Raw genomic sequence first — 20146 nt, forward strand, 5'->3', positions numbered from 1 at the left:
CAAAAATACTCAGAAAGTATTAGCCAAATTACACACATAAAGAGCCTTGTTACAGCAAACAAGCGAGTTCAGTCTGTAGTAAGAATTGAGAAAGGAGTAAGGTAGATTACGAATAATAGTTGAGATAGTAAAAGGAGGCTTACCTGCGTAAGCCTCCCTTGAAGTATGTGATTCAGCAAATTTCGTTGGTTGTTATTTCATCAGTGCATCGGATACATTCAGACCATATATCACAGCTAAACCAATCAGACCGGTCATGACTAGATAATAGAATGTAGGGATAACCGTTTTGCGTAGTGTTGCCCCTTCCCTGCCAAGTAAACCTACCGTTGCAGACGCTGCAACAACATTATGTATTGCAACCATGTTACCAGCCGCCGCTCCTACCGCCTGTAAAGCGATGATCACTGTTGTAGAGACACTGAGTGTTTGTGCCACTTCAAACTGGAACTGGCTAAACATCATATTAGAAACCGTATTCGAACCCGCGATGAATGCACCCAAGGCACCGATAGTTGCACTTAACATAGGGAACGCTTCACCAACAATACCAGAAACAAAGTTAGCGGTAGTGACTGGCATACTTGCTAAATCAGCTGCGTTTACACCAGAGTTGATAAAGATTCTCACCATAGGAATGGTAAATACAAGTACAAAGCCTGCTCCAATCAAGGTCTTACTTGACTCTCCAAACGCTTTGCCAAGAGGCGCTGCACTTTTTGAGTGGAATAGTGCTGCAAGGATTGCCACAAATACCAGTATCCCACCAGGCAGATAGAGAGGCTGAACCGCTGTACTAATACCAGTTTCACCAAGAATATTGCTAAATGACAGGCTTACACTCTTCAACATACCTTTAAATTCAGGGCTTACGCGGCTAGCTACCAAAATCAACGCCAATGCAACATATGGAGCCCACGCAGTAACCAGACTCATTGGTTTACCCGGCTTGTCATTCAGGTCTATTTTTAATGAACCTAACCATTCTGCTGGCCACTTATCTTCACTTTCAAAGTCCCACTTAGTCTTTGGAACAAGAAAGCCACGCTTCGCTGCGCTTACTACAACAGCGAGACCAACTAATCCACCGATTAACGACGGGAACTCTGCCCCCAAGAAAACACCGGTTAGTGCGTAAGGTACGGTAAATGCCACACCTGCAAATAAAGCAAAAGGCAAGATGTCCAAACCCTCTGTCCAGCTCTTGTTCTTGCCAAAGAAGCGAGTCAGCATCATAGCCATCAGAACTGGCATAAGCGTACCAACACAAGCATGAATAAGAGCAACACTTGACGTGATCTGCTGCAGATAGACATCCCAGCTCGCACCACCCGCATTTAGTGTTTCACTAATGTTGTGTACATCCAGACCTTTGTTGACACCTACGATAATAGGTGTACCTACCGCACCAAAAGAAACAGGGGTTGACTGAATCATCATTCCCATTAGCACTGCTGCCAGCGCGGGAAAGCCGATTGCAACTAAAAGTGGTGCTGCGATAGCAGCCGGAGTACCAAAACCAGAAGCACCTTCAATAAAGGAACCAAAACACCAGGCAATAATAATGGCCTGAACACGACGGTCTGATGAGATATCAGTAAAACCATTTCGAATCGTCGTTATTGCACCGGTATGTTTTAGCGTATTGAGCAAGAAGATGGCTCCAAAAACGATCCAGAGAACGGAGACGGTGATACCAAGTCCCTGGAATACCGAAGCGAATACACGCGTTGCAGACATATCCCAGAAGGCAAAGGCGATAAAAACGGTAACACCAAATGCTACCGGCATGGCTTTCTTAGCTGGCCAGTTAAGGCCAACAAGTAAAATTGCTGCCACCAAAATAGGTGAAAAAGCAATGAGGGCTAAAATTGATTCGTTCATATTGGCTTCCTCAGAAAGGCAAAGTGATAAAAGTTATATTTTTCTTGTATTGTTTTTGTTAACGCGAAGTGACAATAACCCATTTCTTTTTAGTGGATATAGAGAAATAATGAAAAAGATTTGTTCCCAAAATGCACTAATCCACCCTTACAAAGCGTTCACCCAGGGCGAGTTATTCTACAACTTGTTAAGTAAAATATGAGGGATATAGCTTCATTTATTAATATTTATCAATCAGATAAAACGAAACCACTCATCAAGCGGAAGGCATAATTAGAAAGGTTATAAGAAACCATATAAGTGTGTCTGTTTCTGATAAATTAGATAATAATTTGTAAAAAATGTGAAATGAAGACATGACTTTTGACAGCCTTACCTTCGCAGATTCGAGAGGAATGAAGGAAAATGAAAACACCCTGCAGTAAACAGGGTGCTGAAAGTCAGGTATAACAGGTAAGAAATTAACAGTAGTTTTGTCTTAAAACCTTTTTAAAATCTGCAACAGATAAAATCGACGTATCATGAATGCGTAACTTCTCTTCATCGAGAGCAATTTCAATGTGGTCAGCCAAACCATCGGTGTTCAGAATTGGAACTCCGTTGTTCTCGGCATTCAGTACCACATTCATGCAATCACCTTCAGGTGCAAACTCAAAATCTGCGGAACGTAAACTCAGCCCTATAAGACTAGGCTCGTTCAACTCAAGAGTAATCTGATTAACTGACGGGGTAAGGGTGGCTTCGGGGAAAGCCTTATTAAAAATAGCTTCAATTTTTTGTTCAATATTTTTCATTATGTTCTCCATGTCCTACGGCCTACAACAAGGGGGACTTTTTTATCGTAATAAAAATGAAACCTTTGAATGTGATCTAATCGTCAGAATTAAATTTCACGGACAAAAATTATTTCTCTTCTTCACAGCTACAACACCCCTCTCTCATATTCTGGAAACACAACATGGGGTATTGCAATCAATAAGCGGCTTCACTCATACTTATCTGAACTATATAAATAAGTTTTAGTATTCCTGGAGAACAACATGACTGATAAAACACTGCCAACAAGTGACGCATTAATAAAGGCATTCGGTGGTCAAAGCAATATCACTAAGATTGATGCCTGCTTAACACGATTGAGAATTTCAGTAGAAGAGTTCAATAGAGTTTCTCAAGAAGAACTTAAAGAGCTAGGTGCACTTGGCGTGGTCAACGCGAATGGTGAAGCACAGGCCATTTTTGGTAAAAATTCTGAGGAGCTTCGCGCGGCAATGCAATCATGGGTAGACGCACACCCAGAGTTAGGAATCGCTGGTGAGCTTATTTCCGCATTTGGTGGTAAAGAGAATATCAGTGCGGTAGATGCATGTCTTACTCGCCTGCGAATCTCTGTAAAAGAAACAGAGGGGATTTCAAAAGATAAGCTGAAAGAACTCGGTGCAATGGGTATCGTAGTACTTGATAACAATGTGCAGGCTATCTTTGGTAAGCAATCCGACGCCCTAAAGCAAGCGATGGAAAAAATCATCAAGGCTTAACTATTCATATCAAAGTTATTCGTGTCCAATCAGAAAAGGGCAACTTACGTCATCTAAAGTGCGAGTTGTCCTTATATTCTATAGTCCCAACTTTCATCAACGGTACACTGCCACTCAGCAGGCGCAGACCAGTTTTCTATCCACTGCTTAACTTCGGATGCAGGCATTGGCTTGGCAATACCATAACCTTGTGCATAACGGTACCCCATTTGTTTTAGCTCAATTCCATGCTCGATGGATTCCAGCCCTTCAGCAATAGCATTGATGTCGAAAGCCTGACACAGAGCTAAGATACCTTCCAAGATTGACCTGTCTTCCTCATCTTCAAGCATATCTATCACAAAACTTCGGTCGACCTTCAACATATTGATTGGTAGCTGTTTTAGATACGTCAAAGAAGAAAATCCCGTACCGAAGTCATCCAAAGCGAAAGCAACCCCTAGCTTTTGACACTCACGGATGACTGTAGCAACCGCGGTTAGGTTCTCCAGTGCTTGAGTTTCCAGAATCTCTAGCTCCAGCAAAGACGCAGGAACCTCGGGGTACTCATCGAGTTCTTGAGTCAGTACGCTGACTAGATTCTGTTGATTGAAATAAATATGGCTGACGTTGATGCTAACCGGTATCTCCATACCTTCCGATAGCCATAGTTTCAGTTGACGTAAGGCCTCCCCTATTACCCAGTCATCGATTTCAATCATCAAACTGTGCTTCTCTATTTCAACCAAAAATGCAGCAGGGGGTAACATTCCTTTGGTTGGGTGCTCCCATCTTATCAGGGCTTCCAGTCCAACGACCTTTCCACTACTAAGGTCAATCTTAGGCTGATAGAACAAACGAAACTCATTGTTTTCAATTGCCCGGCAAATTTCATTGAGCAACTCTTCTTGCTGAAGTGCCGCTTTTTCTATTTCCGAATTAAAGAAGTGATAACGATTCCTTCCTGAGTTCTTTGCAATATACATCGCCTGATCGGCTTGTCTTAACAGATGGTCTGCGTCGACACCATGTTCCTGCGGATATCGCGTGATTCCGATACTGCCACTAACAGAAACTTTAATACCTTCTATGTTCATTGGTTCCGATATCACACTTAGAATTCTGTGGGTAATCTCCAGATCATCTTCGGGTTTACCGGAATTAAGCAGCAATATTATAAATTCATCACCACCCAAACGTGCCGCAGTATCATTTTCTCTTATTACTTGTTGCAATCGAGACGTAACGACCTGTAACAAGCGGTCGCCGAATATATGCCCATATGTATCATTCACCGCTTTGAAACCATCCAGGTCGATATAGAGTACAGAGATAATGCTATTTTGCCGATCTGCATACTTCATCGCCTGTGCTAATCGATCTGAGAACAGAACACGATTAGGTAATCCGGTTAACTGGTCATAGTGTGCTATTTTTTTTAGTTGCTTTTCATGTGCCTTCTGCTCACTGATGTCCAAAGAAACACTGCATAAAGCGTAGGTTTCTCCCTCATCATTAACTAGGGGAATCTTTGTACTTTGTAAAACCTGTCGGCTCTTCCCCTCGTTGTACCATAGGCTCTCTTCACCCTTATAAAGAATCTGACTTTCCATCACAGCGTTGTCTGTGGTTTCTCGAAAATCTGATTTATCGTCATTAAACAGCTCTTTATCCGATTTTGAAGCAATGCTCTTCACTTGAGGGTTAAATAAAGAATACATGAGCTTGTTCGCGTAAAGATAACGCCCTGTTGCGTCTTTCATATACACATAGGCGTCAATGTTATCCAGGATAATTTGAAGCCTTTCTTCACTCGCTTTCAGCGTTTTAGCAAAAACCGCTTTATCTCTGTTTTGATGCGCCAGAATAATGATGATAAGCAACATCAGAACCATGATGATGGTGATTACCGTTATTTCTTCCCAGTATCTGACAAATATGGACTCTTCGTTGTAGCGAACCTCAGCGCTCTCAGGTAAGTCAGAAACCGAAAGACCAAACCTATCCATCACTCTTTTATCGACAACCACAATGTTAGGGCTCTTATCAAGAATGGGAATATCGATTGCCTTCGTAGCCGAAAAAAGTTGCTTAACCTTAATCGCGGCCTGACGAGCTTGTTCCTTGTGGCTAATGATCACTCCACCCAATACTCCATCGCCCATTCCATGTTCAAATGGGTGGAATATTGGCACCGTGCTATTTCTGGTAATGATTTCTAGTGAACTCTCGAAAGACAGGCTTTCATCATCTTTATCCCGATAAGCAGACAGTAACAGTAGTCCATTATTTTCCGGGATCTCACTCAGTTTTCTAGAAAGTTCGCTCCATCGAAGCTCAGCCATGTTAACGACATCAAACACCAGCTCAGGAAAATGCTTTTTTAAACCCATTGTTGTAGCGAGGTCAGAAGATCCTGATGATGTTCCATCAGAGACAACAGTAAGAGCCTCCATGGAAGGCAACAGTGTCTGAGCGAGCTCAATCGTCTCTTTAATGGAGACAGCTTCGACAACACCAGTCGCATTCGGATTACTACCCATCAGTCTTGCTAGCTTTATATTGTTTAACCCCAAGAAAACGAATGGGATGTCTGGAAATAGCTCCTCGCCTTCATCTAACACAAAATGCAGTGCGTTATCGTCCGCCGTTACAATGACGTCAAAAGGGTCTCGATTAGCGAGCTTGTAAGCAAGATTTCTTTTGTAAAGATCTCGACTTTTTTCGTCATACAAGCGTTTTGAATCCATGAACTCAACTTCAATTACTGGAAGGTTGTCACCAAACTCAGTTTGAAGGCCATCTAAGACTTTTGCAGAAGTAGGAAAGGTAGGATGGTACGAGTATAAGAGTAGAACACGTTTCTCAGAGAAATCTAGCGATTGGCTCGCTATAGAAAGACCAGGCAACATCGCACTGAAGAATGTCAAAAAGATTATCAGTAGCTTATGCACCTGATTCCTCGCAAAAAACGGTTAACTATTAAAAAATAGTAACAGTAATTAACAATTTATCAAACGTGGCACACAAAAAACCCCGGTGAAATACGGGGCATACACTCAAAGTAACGATCTAATTAAATAGAAAGGGTTAAACGTCCGGGGTTACTCGCTTCAATCTCTTTGAGAGCGACACCATCTAACTGAACATTAGCAAACCAAAATGGCTTATGCTTTTCGACGAAAGCATTGCTTCTTTGCATAATGTCATAGATGGAATAAGTTCTCGCCTGACCGAGTGCAACACCATGTAAACTTCGCTCTAAGATTGGCTCATCATCCAGATCTTCTAACAACGCAGCTCTGAGATGAAAGACTCGCTGATCCCATTCAATACTATCAACAACATTTCTGGTCAGTGTTTTTTCAAGTTTGTAAATCACTCTCGGAAGTATAGACAAAGTTGGTTTCACTTCTGAACAAGCAAAATACTCGTCCATCTCTTCTTTCTCTCGATAGCTTTTCATCACCTCAACAAGAGCATCTTCGAACACCTGATTAAAATAGTTGGCGATAGAAAAGACGGCTATCGTCCTTATTACTCCAATAAGAACGCCCTCATCGGGCTCTTTGTATCCTGAAGCCAACAAACGCATACGGGTTACGTTGGCGGTTACGACCATATGCTGCCACATTTTAGGTGCGATCAGTTTTGTATTTTTATCTGACCAACGAAGCAGCGGTCTTGCCATTAAGACCGGGAATAATTTTCGACAGTTTTCGATACCAATCATACCGACTGCCACTTTAGGGTCATTTGTGTGCTTCGGTGATTTTCCGAGTAACTCACAAAACTTAGGATTTCCAACCAGTTCGAGAATGGCTCCCCTCAACGTATTACTGAGTGTGGTCAGGCTCCCGAGTTTTGAGAAGTTGAGTGATGCAGAGTAAGCAAATGAGGAAAAGTGGCCAAAATCGGGAAAACCCCAAAGAAGTTTGGATACATCCATATTTGATAGCCTTTCGACCATCATCTTTTCAGTAGTAAAAGCAACCCGAGTGACCACTTTGTCGAGCACCTGCTGCCTTTCTTCAATTTGAGCCCGGCGCTCCATTACCTTTAGCTTTTCACATTGCAGAAGTATTCTCTGATTTTCGGTGACCCTTTCGTTTTCACCAAATATTACCGAATCACAATACTCTCCCTGAAGGCTAAGGACGCTATCGACGTCCGCTTGATCGACCAGATACTTCATACTCACAAGCCAGGTTGCAAAACGTTCGTTTGTCTTAGCCGTTATTTTTCTCGCGACTTCCTCTGCTTGGGTGTTGTATCGTTTGCCACTAAATAAACTCTTTTTCGCTTGAACGGAATTCAACTCTTTTTACTCTCAAATACTTGGGTCGATAAGTTCATTTGGCCGTCACACATAAGTGTGCAACAAAGCCGATATAAATAACTTACTAAATAATTTTTAAAGACTGAATACCTAGATTGTATGTCTATGTAAGCTTAAGCATAGCTTACTAATAAAGTGTATTGATCAATAAACAACACAATATTCAAACACAAACAAGTAAAATATTCTTCAAATCAATATGTTATATATCGCGGTGTATCTGTCTAAATTTTTAGATTTACACAGAATAATCATCATTTTTTATGCTATCGTACTGAAAAATACTTGAACAGCGTCACGAAATCGATTACATATTAGTCGTTCGGATTGGTTTAACTAGGGAAACAAAATGATTAAAAAGCGCTTTTTCAAAACTAAAGATGAAGTAGAAGTCACTTTTGAATGGCCGCAAGGGGAAGAAGGCTCCGTCGCTATTGCTGGTGATTTTAACGAGTGGACAGCAGAACCGATGAAACTTAATAAGAAAAAGAAGGCTTTTTCTTTTAAGACCAGACTTCCAAAAGAAGATAGCTTTCAGTTCCGTTACCTGATTGACGGAGATACATGGGAAAATGATCCTGCTGCTGACGACTACGTTCGCAACAGTTTCGGCAGCGACAATAGTTTAATATCTACCGTTGCTGAGTAATAGTTACTGAGAAGCCCCCACTCTGCTAAAAACTATTGATTTAGAAAACGAGCCTTAAACGGCTCGTTTTTTGTTTTAACGAAACAATAAACCTCTTTAAATCCGTACTCAAAGAAATTCAACTTTTGTATCAAGAATTAAACACATCAACTAAAGTATTAAATAGATAGCACTCAAAAGATAACTTAGGATTAACTTAAGATTATAAATACATTATTGATCTTGCTAGATAAGTAAGTGTTTGTTCAACAACATTCAAAAGGATTGAATACTATGGTTGTACGTGCCCGCTCCCCTCTCCGATTAGGAATCGCTGGAGGAGGAACCGATCTCTCTCCTTATTGTGATACTTACGGTGGTTGTGTACTAAATGCGACAATAGATATGTACGCCTACTGCACGGTAGAACTGCAAGAACCAAAGGATGGTATCGTTTTTCATGCTCCCGACATTGATACTAAGTTCGAATCACCGCTACTGAACTACATTGAAATGCAGGGAGAACTGCTTCTGCATAAAGCGGTATACAATAGAATCATTCGTGATTTTAATAACAACACACCTATACCGGTAAAAGTAACCACTTATTCAGATGCACCTCCAGGCAGTGGACTCGGTTCCTCTTCCACCATGGTTGTCACCATCATAAGTGCCTACCAAAAGCTCCTAAACCTCCCATTAGGAGAGTATGACGTAGCAAAGCTCGCTTTTGAGATAGAACGTATTGATTGCAACCTATCAGGCGGACGCCAGGATCAATATGCGACTACGTTTGGTGGATTCAATTTTATGGAGTTTTATAAGAACGAACACATCATCGTCAATCCGCTTAGAGTAAGGCAAGAAATTATTAATGAGCTTGAAAGTCAGTTGATGCTGTACTTTACAGGTGTATCACGCTCATCAGCGAAGATCATTGATGATCAGGTCAAAACAACCTCTTCAGACGACAAAAAGCCCCTTGAAGCAATGCATGATGTCAAAGAGCTAGCGTACTCAATGAAAGAGTGTCTGCTCAAATCAGATATCGAGGGAATGTCTGCTCTATTCCGTGACTCATGGTTAGCGAAGAAATCCACATCTTCTTCTATTTCTACACCTCAGATCGAGTTAATTGAAGACCGAGTACTAAGTGCAGGCGCTAAGTCTATAAAAATTTCCGGTGCCGGGGGCGGTGGATTTATGATGATGTTTGTCGAGCCAACCCGTCGACTAGAGATCATTGAGGCATTGAAAGATTTAGAAGGGCACCTACAACCTTTCCACTTCACACAACAAGGAACACAGTCATGGAGTGCGTAGATTATCTAAAGACACATATTGCATCTTCAATTGCCACCAAGCAGGCGATTCTAGATGATGAAGAACTTCTCAACACGATAGCCAAAGCAAGCGAGCTTTGTTTAGAAGCTTACAATAAAGGTAATAAAGTCATCCTCGCAGGAAACGGTGGTAGTGCCGCAGATGCTCAGCATATTGCAGCGGAGTTTGTTAGTCGGTTTGAGTTTGACAGACCCGGTCTGCCTTCAATGGCCTTGACTACTGACACATCTATACTCACCGCTATCGGCAACGATTACGGTTTTGAACGCCTTTTTGCAAGACAACTAGAAGCGAATGGTCAGCCTGGTGATGTCTTTATAGGAATTAGCACCTCTGGAAATTCTCCAAATATACTGGCTGCTTTCGAGTCCGCTAAAAAAATGGGCATTACAACTGTTGGTCTCGCTGGAGCCGGAGGGAAAATACAAGATATCTGTGACATCTGCTTAGCTGTACCTTCTACGCATACTCCACGCATTCAGGAATCACATATCCTCATTGGCCACATGCTCTGTGCATTCGTTGAAAAGGAATACTTTGATGCCCCGAAGTAAAAAAGATGTTATTGCTATTGTACTATGTGGAGGTTTGGGAACCCGTTTACGTTCAGTAACTAACGATGAAGTTCCCAAGCCAATGGTATCAGTCGAAGGCCGACCATTCCTCGAGTATTTGTTAGATTCAATTATTGATCAAGGCATTACTAACATAGTTCTGGCGGTATCGCATCGAAAAGAGAGCATCATGGAACACTTTGGCTCATCTTATAAGAGAGCGAATATTAGCTACTCCATCGAGTTGGAACCTCTGGGTACCGGAGGAGCAATCAATCATGCGATAAATGAAATAAGTCACTCTGTTGATGCTCCTGTATTAGTACTCAACGGTGATACGTTTGTAGATTTCGATTTAGCAACAATGTTGGATAAGCTTCCAGAGAACATGCTTTCTATCGCTGTTAAAGAGATGTCTAACACTTCTCGCTATGGAAGGGTCGAAATCACCACTTCAAACAAAATTATTTCTTTCACAGAGAAAAAGGAGGGATTACAGGGTTACATCAACGCTGGCGTATACCTTATAAACCCTGAATATTTTGAAGAGTTACCCCGAAAAGATAAGTACTCGTTTGAGCAAGAATTTCTTCACCCGAAAGCCAAACTTGAAAAATTCTATGCTCACGTGGTCAACCAAAGATTTATTGATATTGGCATTCCTGAAGATTACTACCGTTGTGCCGAACTGGTTTCGGGTTGAGTACAACATGTAGTATTAAGGATTACGTTGTCAGAAACACGAAAAAGCCCTAGCATTTCTGCTAGGGCTTTTTCTAAATTTGGAGCGACACACGAGGTTCGAACTCGTGACCTCAACCTTGGCAAGGTTGCGCTCTACCAACTGAGCTAGTGTCGCAAATGGAGGCGCGTCCCGGAGTCGAACCGAGGTCCACGGATTTGCAATCCGCTGCATAGCCACTCTGCCAACGCGCCTTAATACTTTCTGAAGAACCGCATTCCTCTTGAGTACGGGGAGGCATTTTACGGATTCACCGGAATGAGTCAACACTATTTTTCTATTTTTGTATCGTTTGACTACTAATCATCCAAAAGCAGTGAAATTGTTCAATTTTCTAGCAATTTATACTTAAAAATTCGCAAGTTAAATGTACTTGTATCTTCTCTCCTTCCCTTATCTTATTTCAAAAGAAAATAAAAAAGCGGACATTTCGCCCGCTTTCTCAAAATCACTTTAAATTGTTCGATTATTGATGCTCTTCGTCTAGGAGATCATCTTTGGCTGCGGCCAAATATTGGAACATAGACCAGTATGTCAGGAAGGTGGCAACGTATAGTGCAGCGTATCCTAACCAAATCATCCAATCATCGTAGCGCCAGAGAAGGACCATAAGTGCAAACATCTGAGACATTGTTTTCACTTTGCCTATCCATGAAACAGCCACACTAGAGCGCTTACCAATTTCCGCCATCCACTCACGCAGCGCTGAAATAATGATTTCACGAGCAATCATCGTAAGTGCAGGAATAGTAATCCAGATTGAAGCATAGTGTTCCGTGATAAGAATCAATGCTGTGGCTACCATGACTTTATCCGCAACCGGATCCAGGAACGCGCCAAAACGCGACGTCTGGCCTAGTTTTCTGGCTAACATGCCATCGAAATAATCGGTTACCCCTGCAATAAAGAAGACAAGTGCAGAAGCGAAGGGAGCCCAGCTATATGGTAAATAGAAAGTCACCACAAAGACCGGGATCAGTATAAGTCTCAGAAGAGTTAGAATATTTGGTATGGTAAAACGCATATTATTAGCTCGGGGCTTCATTATTTTCAGTGCTGCTCAATGGTGCGCCAATTTTGCTATTGTTTCAATGCCTGATGTATCTTTTCTGCCAGTGAGACGCTAATTCCCGGTATTTTGCTTATATCTTCAACACTTGCTCGCTTCAGTTCCTGCAAACCACCCATATATTTTAAGAGTGACTGTCGGCGCTTAGGACCGATACCCTCTATACCTTCTAAAGGACTTGTACGACGAGTTTTCCCTCGCTTAGCTCTATGCCCAGCAATTGCATGATCATGACTCTCATCGCGTATATGCTGGATTAAATGAAGCGCTGGTGCATCACTTGGAAGATTAAACTCTTCTCCATCTGTTGTTATAAGCGTTTCTAGTCCCGGCTTTCTGGTGACTCCTTTTGCAATACCAATAAGTCTTGGTCGTTTTGGCCAATCAATCCAGTGTTGGGAGATGATTTCAAATGCTCGGTTTAACTGCCCTTTACCACCATCAATAAAAATGATGTCAGGAATTTTCTCGACATCCAGCTGCTTACTATAACGACGCTCTAACACCTGCCCCATCGCAGCGTAATCATCACCACCCGTGATCCCAGTAATATTGTATCTACGATATTCTTGCTTTACCGGACCTTCGTGATTAAACACAACACAAGAAGCGATCGTACTCTCACCCATGGTATGGCTGATATCGAAACACTCCAAACGCCTGAGTGATTCAAGGCCCAGTTCATCCTGAAGAGCATTAAACCTCTGATTGATCGTCATCTTATGATTGATCTTCGTCGTAATCGCAGTCAGTGCATTCGTGTTTGCGAGCTTAAGGTAACGGCCCCGTGCGCCGACAGGGTTGTTGTGGAAGTGAACCTTCCTGCCCGCAAGTCCCGTCAACGCCTCCTGCAGAGGGACAACATCCTCAAATAAACCACCATTGAGTATCAGACGACTCGGTATGGTTCTCGCTTCATTGTGTCCGAGATAATATTGGCTAAGAAAACTGTAAAAGACTTCTTGTTGATCAGTATTGTTCGGAATCTTTGGAAAATGGCTGCGACTCCCTAATATCTTGCCATGACGAATCATCAAAATATGGATACAGGCGATACCATTCTCCTGCGCAAAGCCTAAAACATCCATATCATCCATACTATCTTCAGAAACAAATTGTTGTTCCTGAACTCGTCGTATAGCCTGAATTTGGTCCCTTAGCTTAGCTGCATCTTCAAATCTAAGTTCACGACTCGCCTCTTCCATTCTGGTGACGAGTTTACTCACAACCTTGCTGTCTTTTCCTTGCAGGAACAGACGAACATAATCCACCAGCTGTTTATACTCGTCGTCAGTGATGACGGTGGAGACACAAGGTGCAGCGCATCGGCCGATCTGATACATCAGACAAGGTCGTGTACGATTACTATAGACCGTATCCTCGCACTGACGAACTGGGAAGATTTTCTGAATAAGATGAAGTGTTTCTCTTACTGCGCCAGAATCGGGGTAAGGACCAAAGTACTCGCCTTTTCTTTTCTTTGCACCGCGATGCATCGATAGTCTGGGGTGTTTGTGTCCACTTAAAAAGATAAACGGATAGGACTTATCATCACGAAGCAGAACATTATATTTAGGCAGATACTGCTTAATATAGTTGTGTTCAAGAATGAGGGCTTCCGTTTCTGTGTGGGTAACAGTCACATCTATTTTGTCGATATGAGACACCAGCGCTCTGGTTTTCTCGCTATCAACGTTTTTTCGGAAGTAGCTGGAAAGCCTCTTTTTAAGGTCTTTGGCTTTCCCGACATAGATAATATCAGCCTCGGTGTTGTACATTCTGTACACACCGGGCTGATTAGTCACGGTCTTTAGGAATGAGACCGAATCGAAAGGTTGGGACACGATTTAGAGGGTCTCTGTATCGATCATTCCATGGCGAATCGCCAGATGGGTTAACTCAACATCACCATTGATATCAAGTTTACTAAATAGCCTGTATCGGTAACTGTTTACCGTTTTGGGACTTAGATTTAGTTGCTCAGAAATATCCGTAACACGTTGCCCTTTAGTAATCATTAACATGATTTGAAGTTCACGCTCAGATAAGTCTTTAAATGGATTTTCAGATGAAGACGAGAACTGACTCAACGCCATCTGCTGCGCTATTTCTGGAGAAATATAACGCTGACCACTATTTACAACTCGAATTGCATTCACCATTTCATCTGGCCCTGCACCTTTTGTCAGGTAACCCGATGCGCCCGCCTGCATCACTTTCGTTGGAAACGGGTTCTCTGTATGGATAGTCAGAACGATGATTTTTACGTCTGGATTGAAACGCAATATCTTCTTCGTTGCTTCTAAACCGCCAATACCTGGCATGTTCATATCCATCAGAATGACGTCGACATGGTTATTACGACACCATTTTATAGCTTCTTCACCGCTGTCAGCTTCCCCTGCTACGTTCATACCACGGACGTCTTCAATAATACGTCGTATCCCTGTGCGAACCAGCTCGTGATCATCTACAAGGAAAACATTAATCAAACTTGTATCTCCACACAACTAACATTGGTTCCGTTCAGCCCAATTATGAGCGAACACAACATTCCAATACTAACTCATTTTTCTATAAAAAACTGTAGAACAATTTGCTCTATCACTCAAACTTAAGCAAAAGCTCAAATATCATTCATACAGATACCTGATATTTCATATATTTATCATTTTTAAGGCAAATATACTTAGATAATCACCTATTAAGCATTCCTTAAGAACCATTAGTTCTTAAGGAACACCATACACTAACCTTTCATATACAAATTTTCCAATTTTAATTGTCAATATACACCGACTAGCTCAAAATATTGGGGAAATTAATTGCAACATAGAGATCAGATTTGAATCCGGGAAAAGGTTTCGTTTTAACACGACATGCGAGAGATACTGCAAACGGCAGTCAGATTGAGTTATGGCTCAATACACCAGAAGGTCCGACACAATTGCTCATTCCCGCAGAAAAATCTGTAATTTTTGTTCTTCAGGAAGATATCGAATCGATTCAAAGCCTTATAAAGGCCAATGGCTTAAAGATCGATATCACCATGCTTCCTCTCAAAACGTTTAGGCAGCAGCCTGTCGCTTCATGTTACAGTTCCAGCATTCAACAGATGAACCTATTTGCTTCATTGATGAAACAACAGGAAATTGTGGCTTTTGAAGCTGATGTTCGTCTTGTCGACCGGTTCCTGATGGAGCGTTTCATCTATGGCAGCATCGAGTTCACCGGTACATCTTACACAGCAGATCGCTACCTAAAATACAATCAAGTAAAGTGTCGAAAAGGTGATTATCACCCTTCACTCTCCTATGTATCTCTTGATATAGAGTGTTCAGAAAAGGGAATCCTCTATTCCGTAGGATTAGCCAGTGCATTAGATAGCCGGGTAATCATGATTGGTAGCCCCGAACCAGCTGAAACCAATATTCAATGGGTCGACTCAGAAAAGGCGCTGCTTGAGGCCTTGATAGCATGGTTTAAGACCTACGACCCGGACCTTATTCTCGGGTGGAATGTTATTGATTTTGACTTCAGGCTCCTCTCAAAAAGGGCGGAGTGGCACAAACTAAAGCTCAACATAGGAAGAGGAAATCAAAACGCCTACTTCCGACAATCTAACCAGTCCCAGCAAGGTTTTATATCAATACCTGGTCGTGTGGTTCTCGACGGTATAGATACATTAAAAACAGCGACATATAACTTTCGTTCATGGTCACTAGAGTCGGTTTCTCAGGAACTGCTTGGCGAAGGTAAAGAGATACACAACGTTCATGATCGAATGGACGAGATAAATCGCATGTACCGGGAAGACAAACCATCGCTGGCGAAATATAACCTGCAAGATTGCATATTGGTTAACAAGATATTCGAAACCACCCACCTTATCGAGTTTGCTATTGAGAGAAGCAAACTAACCGGAGTCGAACTAGACAGGCTCGGAGGCTCAGTAGCTGCATTTACTAATCTCTATTTACCTCAACTCCACCGGGCAGGATATATAGCCCCTAACCTTGAGCCAGAAAACTGGTTATCCAGCCCTGGGGGATACGTCATGGACTCCATACCTGGTCTGTATGATTCGGTACTGGTATTGGACTTCAAGAGTCTGTATCCATCTATAATTCGCTCTTTTTTGATTGACCCAATGGGCCTTATAGAAGGTCTTCAGATCGAGCCAGGCCCAGGTCAAAATCAATCAGTCAAAGGGTTTCGTGGTGCTCAGTTCCATCGGGATGAGCATTTCTTACCAAAGATGATCGAAGATTTGTGGTCCGCCCGTGACATAGCAAAAAAGAACAACGAAAAAGCATTCTCTCAAGCCATTAAAATCATCATGAACTCATTCTATGGCGTGCTGGGTTCGTCAGGTTGTCGATTCTTCGATTATCGCCTCGCTTCTTCAATCACTATGCGCGGCCATGAAATCATGAAACAAACCAAAGTGTTAATAGAAGAAAAAGGTTATCAGGTAATCTACGGTGACACCGACTCCACTTTTGTATCCCTCAACCGCTCGTTGCCCCAATCGGAAGCTGACAATGTCGGAAAAGAGTTGGTCACTTACATTAATCAATGGTGGGATAGACACCTAAAGGATGAGTTTGGCCTTCAATCGATTTTGGAGCTTGAATACGAAACTCATTACAAGAAGTTCTTAATGCCGACCATCAGAGGATCTGAAACCGGCTCGAAAAAACGTTATGCAGGACTGATTGGTGAAGGTGCAAGCGAGAAAATAGTATTCAAAGGGTTGGAAAGCGCGCGTACTGATTGGACCCCACTATCGCAGCAGTTTCAGCAAAACCTATATGAAATGGTTTTTCATGGTGCCGATCCGGTCGATTACGTCAGATTGTACGTTGAAAGCACGCTTAACGGTGAACACGATGACATGCTCATCTACCAAAAGCGCCTGAGAAGAAAACTAAGTGAGTATCAAAAAAACATCCCGCCACAAGTACGTGCAGCAAGACTGGCTGATGACATAAACCAGAAGCTAGGAAGGCCATTACAGTATCAAAACCGTGGAAAAATCGAATACGTGATAACAGTAAATGGCCCGGAACCGGCTGAATACAGACAAAGCCCTATTGACTACCAGCACTACATCGATAAGCAACTTAAACCTGTAGCAGATGCAATACTGCCATTTATTGGACTCGATTTTGAAAGCCTGAATGCCCCACAACTAGGTCTGTTTTGATAGCACATCAGCCTATTTTAAACTCGGTTTTTTTATAGGCTTTAACCAACCAATCCCCATAACCGTCAAGCAAACCAATAACCGAGCGTTTAGGGATCACTCGCCCTGAAAGAAGAATGCCCAAACGCTCAACCTCTTTTATTTTGTCTTGGTGATAGTTAAGGAACTGCTGGCCACACTCCAAAGGGCTCTCAAGCCACTTTTTATCTTTATGCATTATGAGGGAGTAACTGGCCCTTAATAGTTTCTTCGCAATAGCGACCTGTGCCCTACTCTGTTCCTGCGGTGTCTGGGCCTGCACTATTTTTTTACGATAAACAGATAACCACTCATCAACATCCATATTCCAATACTTGGCAATTTCCCAGCTTGGTTCAAATTCTCCAAAGCGAGTCGAAAGATCGTCACCGTGAATACACACGCAGCAGTGCTTAAGCATAAACCCCCAGGTAAATATACTTTCAAGGGTCAAAACTTCTTTCGTTGTCGCTACCTGAATGGACAAACCGTTTATAAATGGATAACTCCTTTTAAAGCGCCATTTAATCGTATTAAGAAGAGTGCCAAACTTAGCGTCAGGAGCTGAATGAGAAATGATAACGACATCCATATTTGAACGCCCTTTCTCAGCATTTTTTCTGGCCACACTACCAAACAAGTAAATACTGTGCAGATTGCTTCCCATTCCCCCTTTGATGTTTTGAATGAGTGCTTTTATGGCAGGGATATAGGCAGCCTGAAATGGTTCATTGGCATCTATAACTGGAAGTGAAGCTGAGACGTTCAAAAATTTTAACCTTGGGTATTACCTACGTTGTTGAGTATGATATTTACATACACAGAGAATTCAATCCATAGGTTGTATTTCTATACAAGAATCCCAATCTTATGGGCATGTTATATTAAAGTTCGAAGGACAAAGCTAATGCCAAAGGCAAGTGATATTAAAAAGGGCTACGCAGTAAGCCTTAACGGAAAAATTCTACTAGTTAAAGATTTTGATATTACAACTCCGGGTGGACGTGGTGGTGCTAAGATCTATAAGTTCCGCTTCAAGGATTTGGCTACCGGTGCAAAAGTTGAAGAAGCATTCAAAAGTGATGAGCTTCTGGATACCGTAGAGATGACCAAGCGCAACGTAACCTTCTCATACATTGATGGTGACGAGTATATCTTCATGGATAGCGAAGATTACAGCCAGTACAACTTCAATGAAGAAGATATCAAAGAAGAGCTTCTGTTTATCAATGAAGATACGCAAGGCGTTCAGGTTGTACTAGTGAACGACGAACCAGTCGGTATTGAGCTTCCTACATCTGTCGAAATGGTTATCGAAGAAACAGATCCTTCAATCAAAGGGGCATCCGCTTCTGCCCGTACTAAACCAGCGCGTTTTGCAACAGGGTTAACGATTCAGGTGCCTGAATACATTGCGACTGGCGATAAAGTTAAAATCAATACGACTGAAGTTAAGTACATGGGTCGAGCGGAATAAACGCCCGCTCCTATTAAAAGAGATAACATGTCTGAGAACACTATGACTGAAAACGAAGAGCTGATGTCGTATGACGACGTCATCGATACTGCCTACGACATTTTCCTAGAGATGGCTCCTGACAACCTCGAACCTGCCGATGTGATTATATTCACTGCTCAATTCGAAGATCGCGGAGCAGCAGAATTGGTCGAAACCGGTGATGATTGGCAGGCAGAAGTCGGTTTTGTTGTTGATAAAGAAGTATATGCAGAAGTGCGCATTGGCCTGGTCAATGAAGATTCAGATGAGCTTGATGAAGTATTCGCAAGAATGCTGGTAAGTCGCGATCCAGACCATAAGTTCTGTCATATGTTCTGGAAAAGAGATTAGTTTAGTAGCTTGCTAAACTCAGATACTAAAAAGGCTTGAGTCGATTAAGATTCAAGCCTTTTTTCAAAGTAGATTGGGAAAATTAACGCTGTCGAGTACTATTGTTCCTGTTTCGACGTGAGTTAGAACGCCCTTTCGGCGCATTCACACGTTCCTCGTGACGCTTAACAGCACGACGAATTTTCTGACTTCTTGAACGCTCACGCTTGCGCGAAGTGTTGTCTTTCTCAATCATCGTCGTTCTTTCAGCTGGCAACTCTACCAATTCTCTCAGGTAGTTCACTTCTTTCAGTTCAAGCTCCATCCACCCACCGCGTGGTAGCGTCTTCTCGAGGAAGATATCACCATAGCGAACACGTTTCAGGCGGCTCACTGTTGTATCCTGAGATTCCCACAAACGGCGAACTTCTCGGTTACGGCCTTCGTTGATTACAACATAGAAGGTGTGGTTCATACCTTCACCACCAGCGTAAACTACGTCTTCAAAACGAGCCATACCATCTTCCAGTTCAACACCCTGAACCAGATTACGAATTTTCTTTTCGTCCACTTCACCAAATACACGTACCAGATACTCTCGCTCAACCTGACGGCTAGGGTGCATCAGACGGTTTGCCAGTTCACCATCAGTAGTAAAAAGAAGTAACCCGGATGTGTTCGCATCCAGACGACCAACAGAAATCCAACGTGAACCGCGAATCTTAGGTAGGCGATCAAATACAGTACGACGGCCTTCGGGATCGTGACGGGTACACAGTTCACCTTCTGGCTTGTAGTACGCAAGAACACGACAAACTATCTCCTCGTCAGCTTTGATAGACACTTTATGTCCATCAATACGCACGATAGCGCTTTCATCTTCCAGACGCTCACCTAGTCGGGCAACCTGGCCGTTAACACTAACACGCCCGGCTTTGATAAGCGCTTCAAGTTCACGACGAGAACCGTGACCAGCACGTGCTAATATTTTCTGTAATTTTTCGCTCATTAATATAC

The 20146-nt window shown here is 42.4% G+C and carries 17 protein-coding genes and 2 tRNA genes; 8 read left to right on the top strand and 11 right to left on the bottom strand.

Annotated elements, in window-relative coordinates:
• Positions 1–192: 192 nt before the first annotated feature.
• Positions 193–1884, bottom strand: a complete 1692-nt coding sequence (locus SNR28_RS19280) for an L-lactate permease (protein WP_375750171.1) — start codon at positions 1882–1884, stop codon at positions 193–195.
• Between the two features lie 461 nt (positions 1885–2345).
• A complete protein-coding gene (locus SNR28_RS19285) occupies positions 2346–2678 on the bottom strand; it encodes a hypothetical protein (protein WP_375750173.1) in 333 nt (110 codons plus the stop codon).
• Positions 2679–2924: 246 nt separating this feature from the next.
• Between SNR28_RS19285 and SNR28_RS19290 the strand changes: the two genes are divergently transcribed.
• The gene (locus SNR28_RS19290; RefSeq protein ID WP_375750174.1) at positions 2925–3419 is read left to right on the top strand and encodes a glucose PTS transporter subunit EIIB; all 495 of its coding nucleotides are present in this window, start codon (positions 2925–2927) and stop codon (positions 3417–3419) included.
• Positions 3420–3490: 71 nt separating this feature from the next.
• Here SNR28_RS19290 and SNR28_RS19295 read toward each other — a convergent pair whose 3' ends face one another.
• Positions 3491–6352, bottom strand: coding sequence for an ABC transporter substrate binding protein (locus SNR28_RS19295; RefSeq protein ID WP_375750175.1), 2862 nt, complete (start codon positions 6350–6352; stop codon positions 3491–3493).
• A 122-nt stretch (positions 6353–6474) separates the two neighbouring features.
• Positions 6475–7716 carry an HDOD domain-containing protein gene (locus tag SNR28_RS19300; RefSeq protein WP_375750177.1) on the bottom strand — a complete coding sequence of 414 codons (1242 nt, stop codon included), beginning with the start codon at positions 7714–7716 and terminating at the stop codon, positions 6475–6477.
• A gap of 370 nt (positions 7717–8086) precedes the next feature.
• Between SNR28_RS19300 and SNR28_RS19305 the strand changes: the two genes are divergently transcribed.
• The 4 genes from SNR28_RS19305 to SNR28_RS19320 all read left to right on the top strand — a co-directional run bounded on the left by SNR28_RS19305 (position 8087) and on the right by SNR28_RS19320 (position 10966).
• Positions 8087–8386: an isoamylase early set domain-containing protein gene (locus tag SNR28_RS19305; RefSeq protein ID WP_375750178.1), complete on the top strand. Its 300-nt coding sequence runs from the start codon at positions 8087–8089 to the stop codon at positions 8384–8386.
• 273 nt (positions 8387–8659) lie between these two features.
• Positions 8660–9688, top strand: coding sequence for a hypothetical protein (locus tag SNR28_RS19310; protein ID WP_375750180.1), 1029 nt, complete (start codon positions 8660–8662; stop codon positions 9686–9688).
• On the top strand, positions 9676–10263 hold the full coding sequence (locus SNR28_RS19315) for a D-sedoheptulose 7-phosphate isomerase (protein ID WP_375750181.1): 588 nt from the start codon (positions 9676–9678) through the stop codon (positions 10261–10263). The genes SNR28_RS19310 and SNR28_RS19315 overlap by 13 nt, the downstream gene beginning before the upstream one ends.
• A complete protein-coding gene (locus SNR28_RS19320) occupies positions 10250–10966 on the top strand; it encodes a nucleotidyltransferase family protein (RefSeq protein WP_375750182.1) in 717 nt (238 codons plus the stop codon). Before SNR28_RS19315 ends, SNR28_RS19320 begins: the two co-directional genes overlap by 14 nt.
• An 80-nt stretch (positions 10967–11046) precedes the next feature.
• Here the strand turns inward: SNR28_RS19320 and SNR28_RS19325 are convergent.
• The 5 genes from SNR28_RS19325 to uvrY all read right to left on the bottom strand — a co-directional run bounded on the left by SNR28_RS19325 (position 11047) and on the right by uvrY (position 14566).
• Positions 11047–11122, bottom strand: a tRNA-Gly gene (locus SNR28_RS19325).
• A 3-nt stretch (positions 11123–11125) separates the two neighbouring features.
• Positions 11126–11199, bottom strand: a tRNA-Cys gene (locus SNR28_RS19330).
• Positions 11200–11471: 272 nt separating this feature from the next.
• On the bottom strand, positions 11472–12029 hold the full coding sequence (gene pgsA / locus SNR28_RS19335; protein ID WP_375750183.1) for a CDP-diacylglycerol--glycerol-3-phosphate 3-phosphatidyltransferase: 558 nt from the start codon (positions 12027–12029) through the stop codon (positions 11472–11474).
• A gap of 56 nt (positions 12030–12085) precedes the next feature.
• Positions 12086–13918, bottom strand: a complete 1833-nt coding sequence (uvrC, locus tag SNR28_RS19340) for an excinuclease ABC subunit UvrC (protein WP_375750185.1) — start codon at positions 13916–13918, stop codon at positions 12086–12088.
• A 3-nt stretch (positions 13919–13921) separates the two neighbouring features.
• Positions 13922–14566: a UvrY/SirA/GacA family response regulator transcription factor gene (uvrY, locus tag SNR28_RS19345; RefSeq protein ID WP_375750187.1), complete on the bottom strand. Its 645-nt coding sequence runs from the start codon at positions 14564–14566 to the stop codon at positions 13922–13924.
• 353 nt (positions 14567–14919) lie between these two features.
• Here uvrY and SNR28_RS19350 point away from each other — a divergent pair, with 353 nt between their 5' ends.
• Positions 14920–17283, top strand: a complete 2364-nt coding sequence (locus SNR28_RS19350; RefSeq protein ID WP_375750189.1) for a DNA polymerase II — start codon at positions 14920–14922, stop codon at positions 17281–17283.
• Positions 17284–17290: 7 nt separating this feature from the next.
• On the opposite strand, the gene SNR28_RS19355 is transcribed toward SNR28_RS19350, so the two are convergent.
• Positions 17291–18070, bottom strand: coding sequence for a nucleotidyltransferase domain-containing protein (locus tag SNR28_RS19355; protein ID WP_375750191.1), 780 nt, complete (start codon positions 18068–18070; stop codon positions 17291–17293).
• Positions 18071–18208: 138 nt separating this feature from the next.
• Between SNR28_RS19355 and yeiP the strand changes: the two genes are divergently transcribed.
• A complete protein-coding gene (gene yeiP, locus SNR28_RS19360; protein WP_375750193.1) occupies positions 18209–18778 on the top strand; it encodes an elongation factor P-like protein YeiP in 570 nt (189 codons plus the stop codon).
• A gap of 42 nt (positions 18779–18820) precedes the next feature.
• On the top strand, positions 18821–19150 hold the full coding sequence (locus SNR28_RS19365; RefSeq protein WP_375754122.1) for an HI1450 family dsDNA-mimic protein: 330 nt from the start codon (positions 18821–18823) through the stop codon (positions 19148–19150).
• An 82-nt stretch (positions 19151–19232) separates the two neighbouring features.
• On the opposite strand, the gene rluB is transcribed toward SNR28_RS19365, so the two are convergent.
• On the bottom strand, positions 19233–20138 hold the full coding sequence (gene rluB, locus SNR28_RS19370; protein WP_375750194.1) for a 23S rRNA pseudouridine(2605) synthase RluB: 906 nt from the start codon (positions 20136–20138) through the stop codon (positions 19233–19235).
• Positions 20139–20146: the final 8 nt, after the last annotated feature.

Source organism: Vibrio iocasae (assembly GCF_042245395.1).
Lineage (GTDB): Bacteria > Pseudomonadota > Gammaproteobacteria > Enterobacterales > Vibrionaceae > Vibrio > Vibrio iocasae.

Coding starts and splice junctions, on each gene's coding strand:
- SNR28_RS19315 (WP_375750181.1), top strand. CDS start 9,676: ATGGAGTGCGTAGATTATCTAAAGACACATATTGCATCTTCAATTGCC.
- SNR28_RS19305 (WP_375750178.1), top strand. CDS start 8,087: ATGATTAAAAAGCGCTTTTTCAAAACTAAAGATGAAGTAGAAGTCACT.
- SNR28_RS19320 (WP_375750182.1), top strand. CDS start 10,250: ATGCCCCGAAGTAAAAAAGATGTTATTGCTATTGTACTATGTGGAGGT.
- SNR28_RS19285 (WP_375750173.1), bottom strand. CDS start 2,678: ATGAAAAATATTGAACAAAAAATTGAAGCTATTTTTAATAAGGCTTTC.
- SNR28_RS19310 (WP_375750180.1), top strand. CDS start 8,660: ATGGTTGTACGTGCCCGCTCCCCTCTCCGATTAGGAATCGCTGGAGGA.
- rluB (WP_375750194.1), bottom strand. CDS start 20,138: ATGAGCGAAAAATTACAGAAAATATTAGCACGTGCTGGTCACGGTTCT.
- yeiP (WP_375750193.1), top strand. CDS start 18,209: ATGCCAAAGGCAAGTGATATTAAAAAGGGCTACGCAGTAAGCCTTAAC.
- SNR28_RS19290 (WP_375750174.1), top strand. CDS start 2,925: ATGACTGATAAAACACTGCCAACAAGTGACGCATTAATAAAGGCATTC.
- pgsA (WP_375750183.1), bottom strand. CDS start 12,029: ATGCGTTTTACCATACCAAATATTCTAACTCTTCTGAGACTTATACTG.
- SNR28_RS19280 (WP_375750171.1), bottom strand. CDS start 1,884: ATGAACGAATCAATTTTAGCCCTCATTGCTTTTTCACCTATTTTGGTG.
- SNR28_RS19365 (WP_375754122.1), top strand. CDS start 18,821: ATGACTGAAAACGAAGAGCTGATGTCGTATGACGACGTCATCGATACT.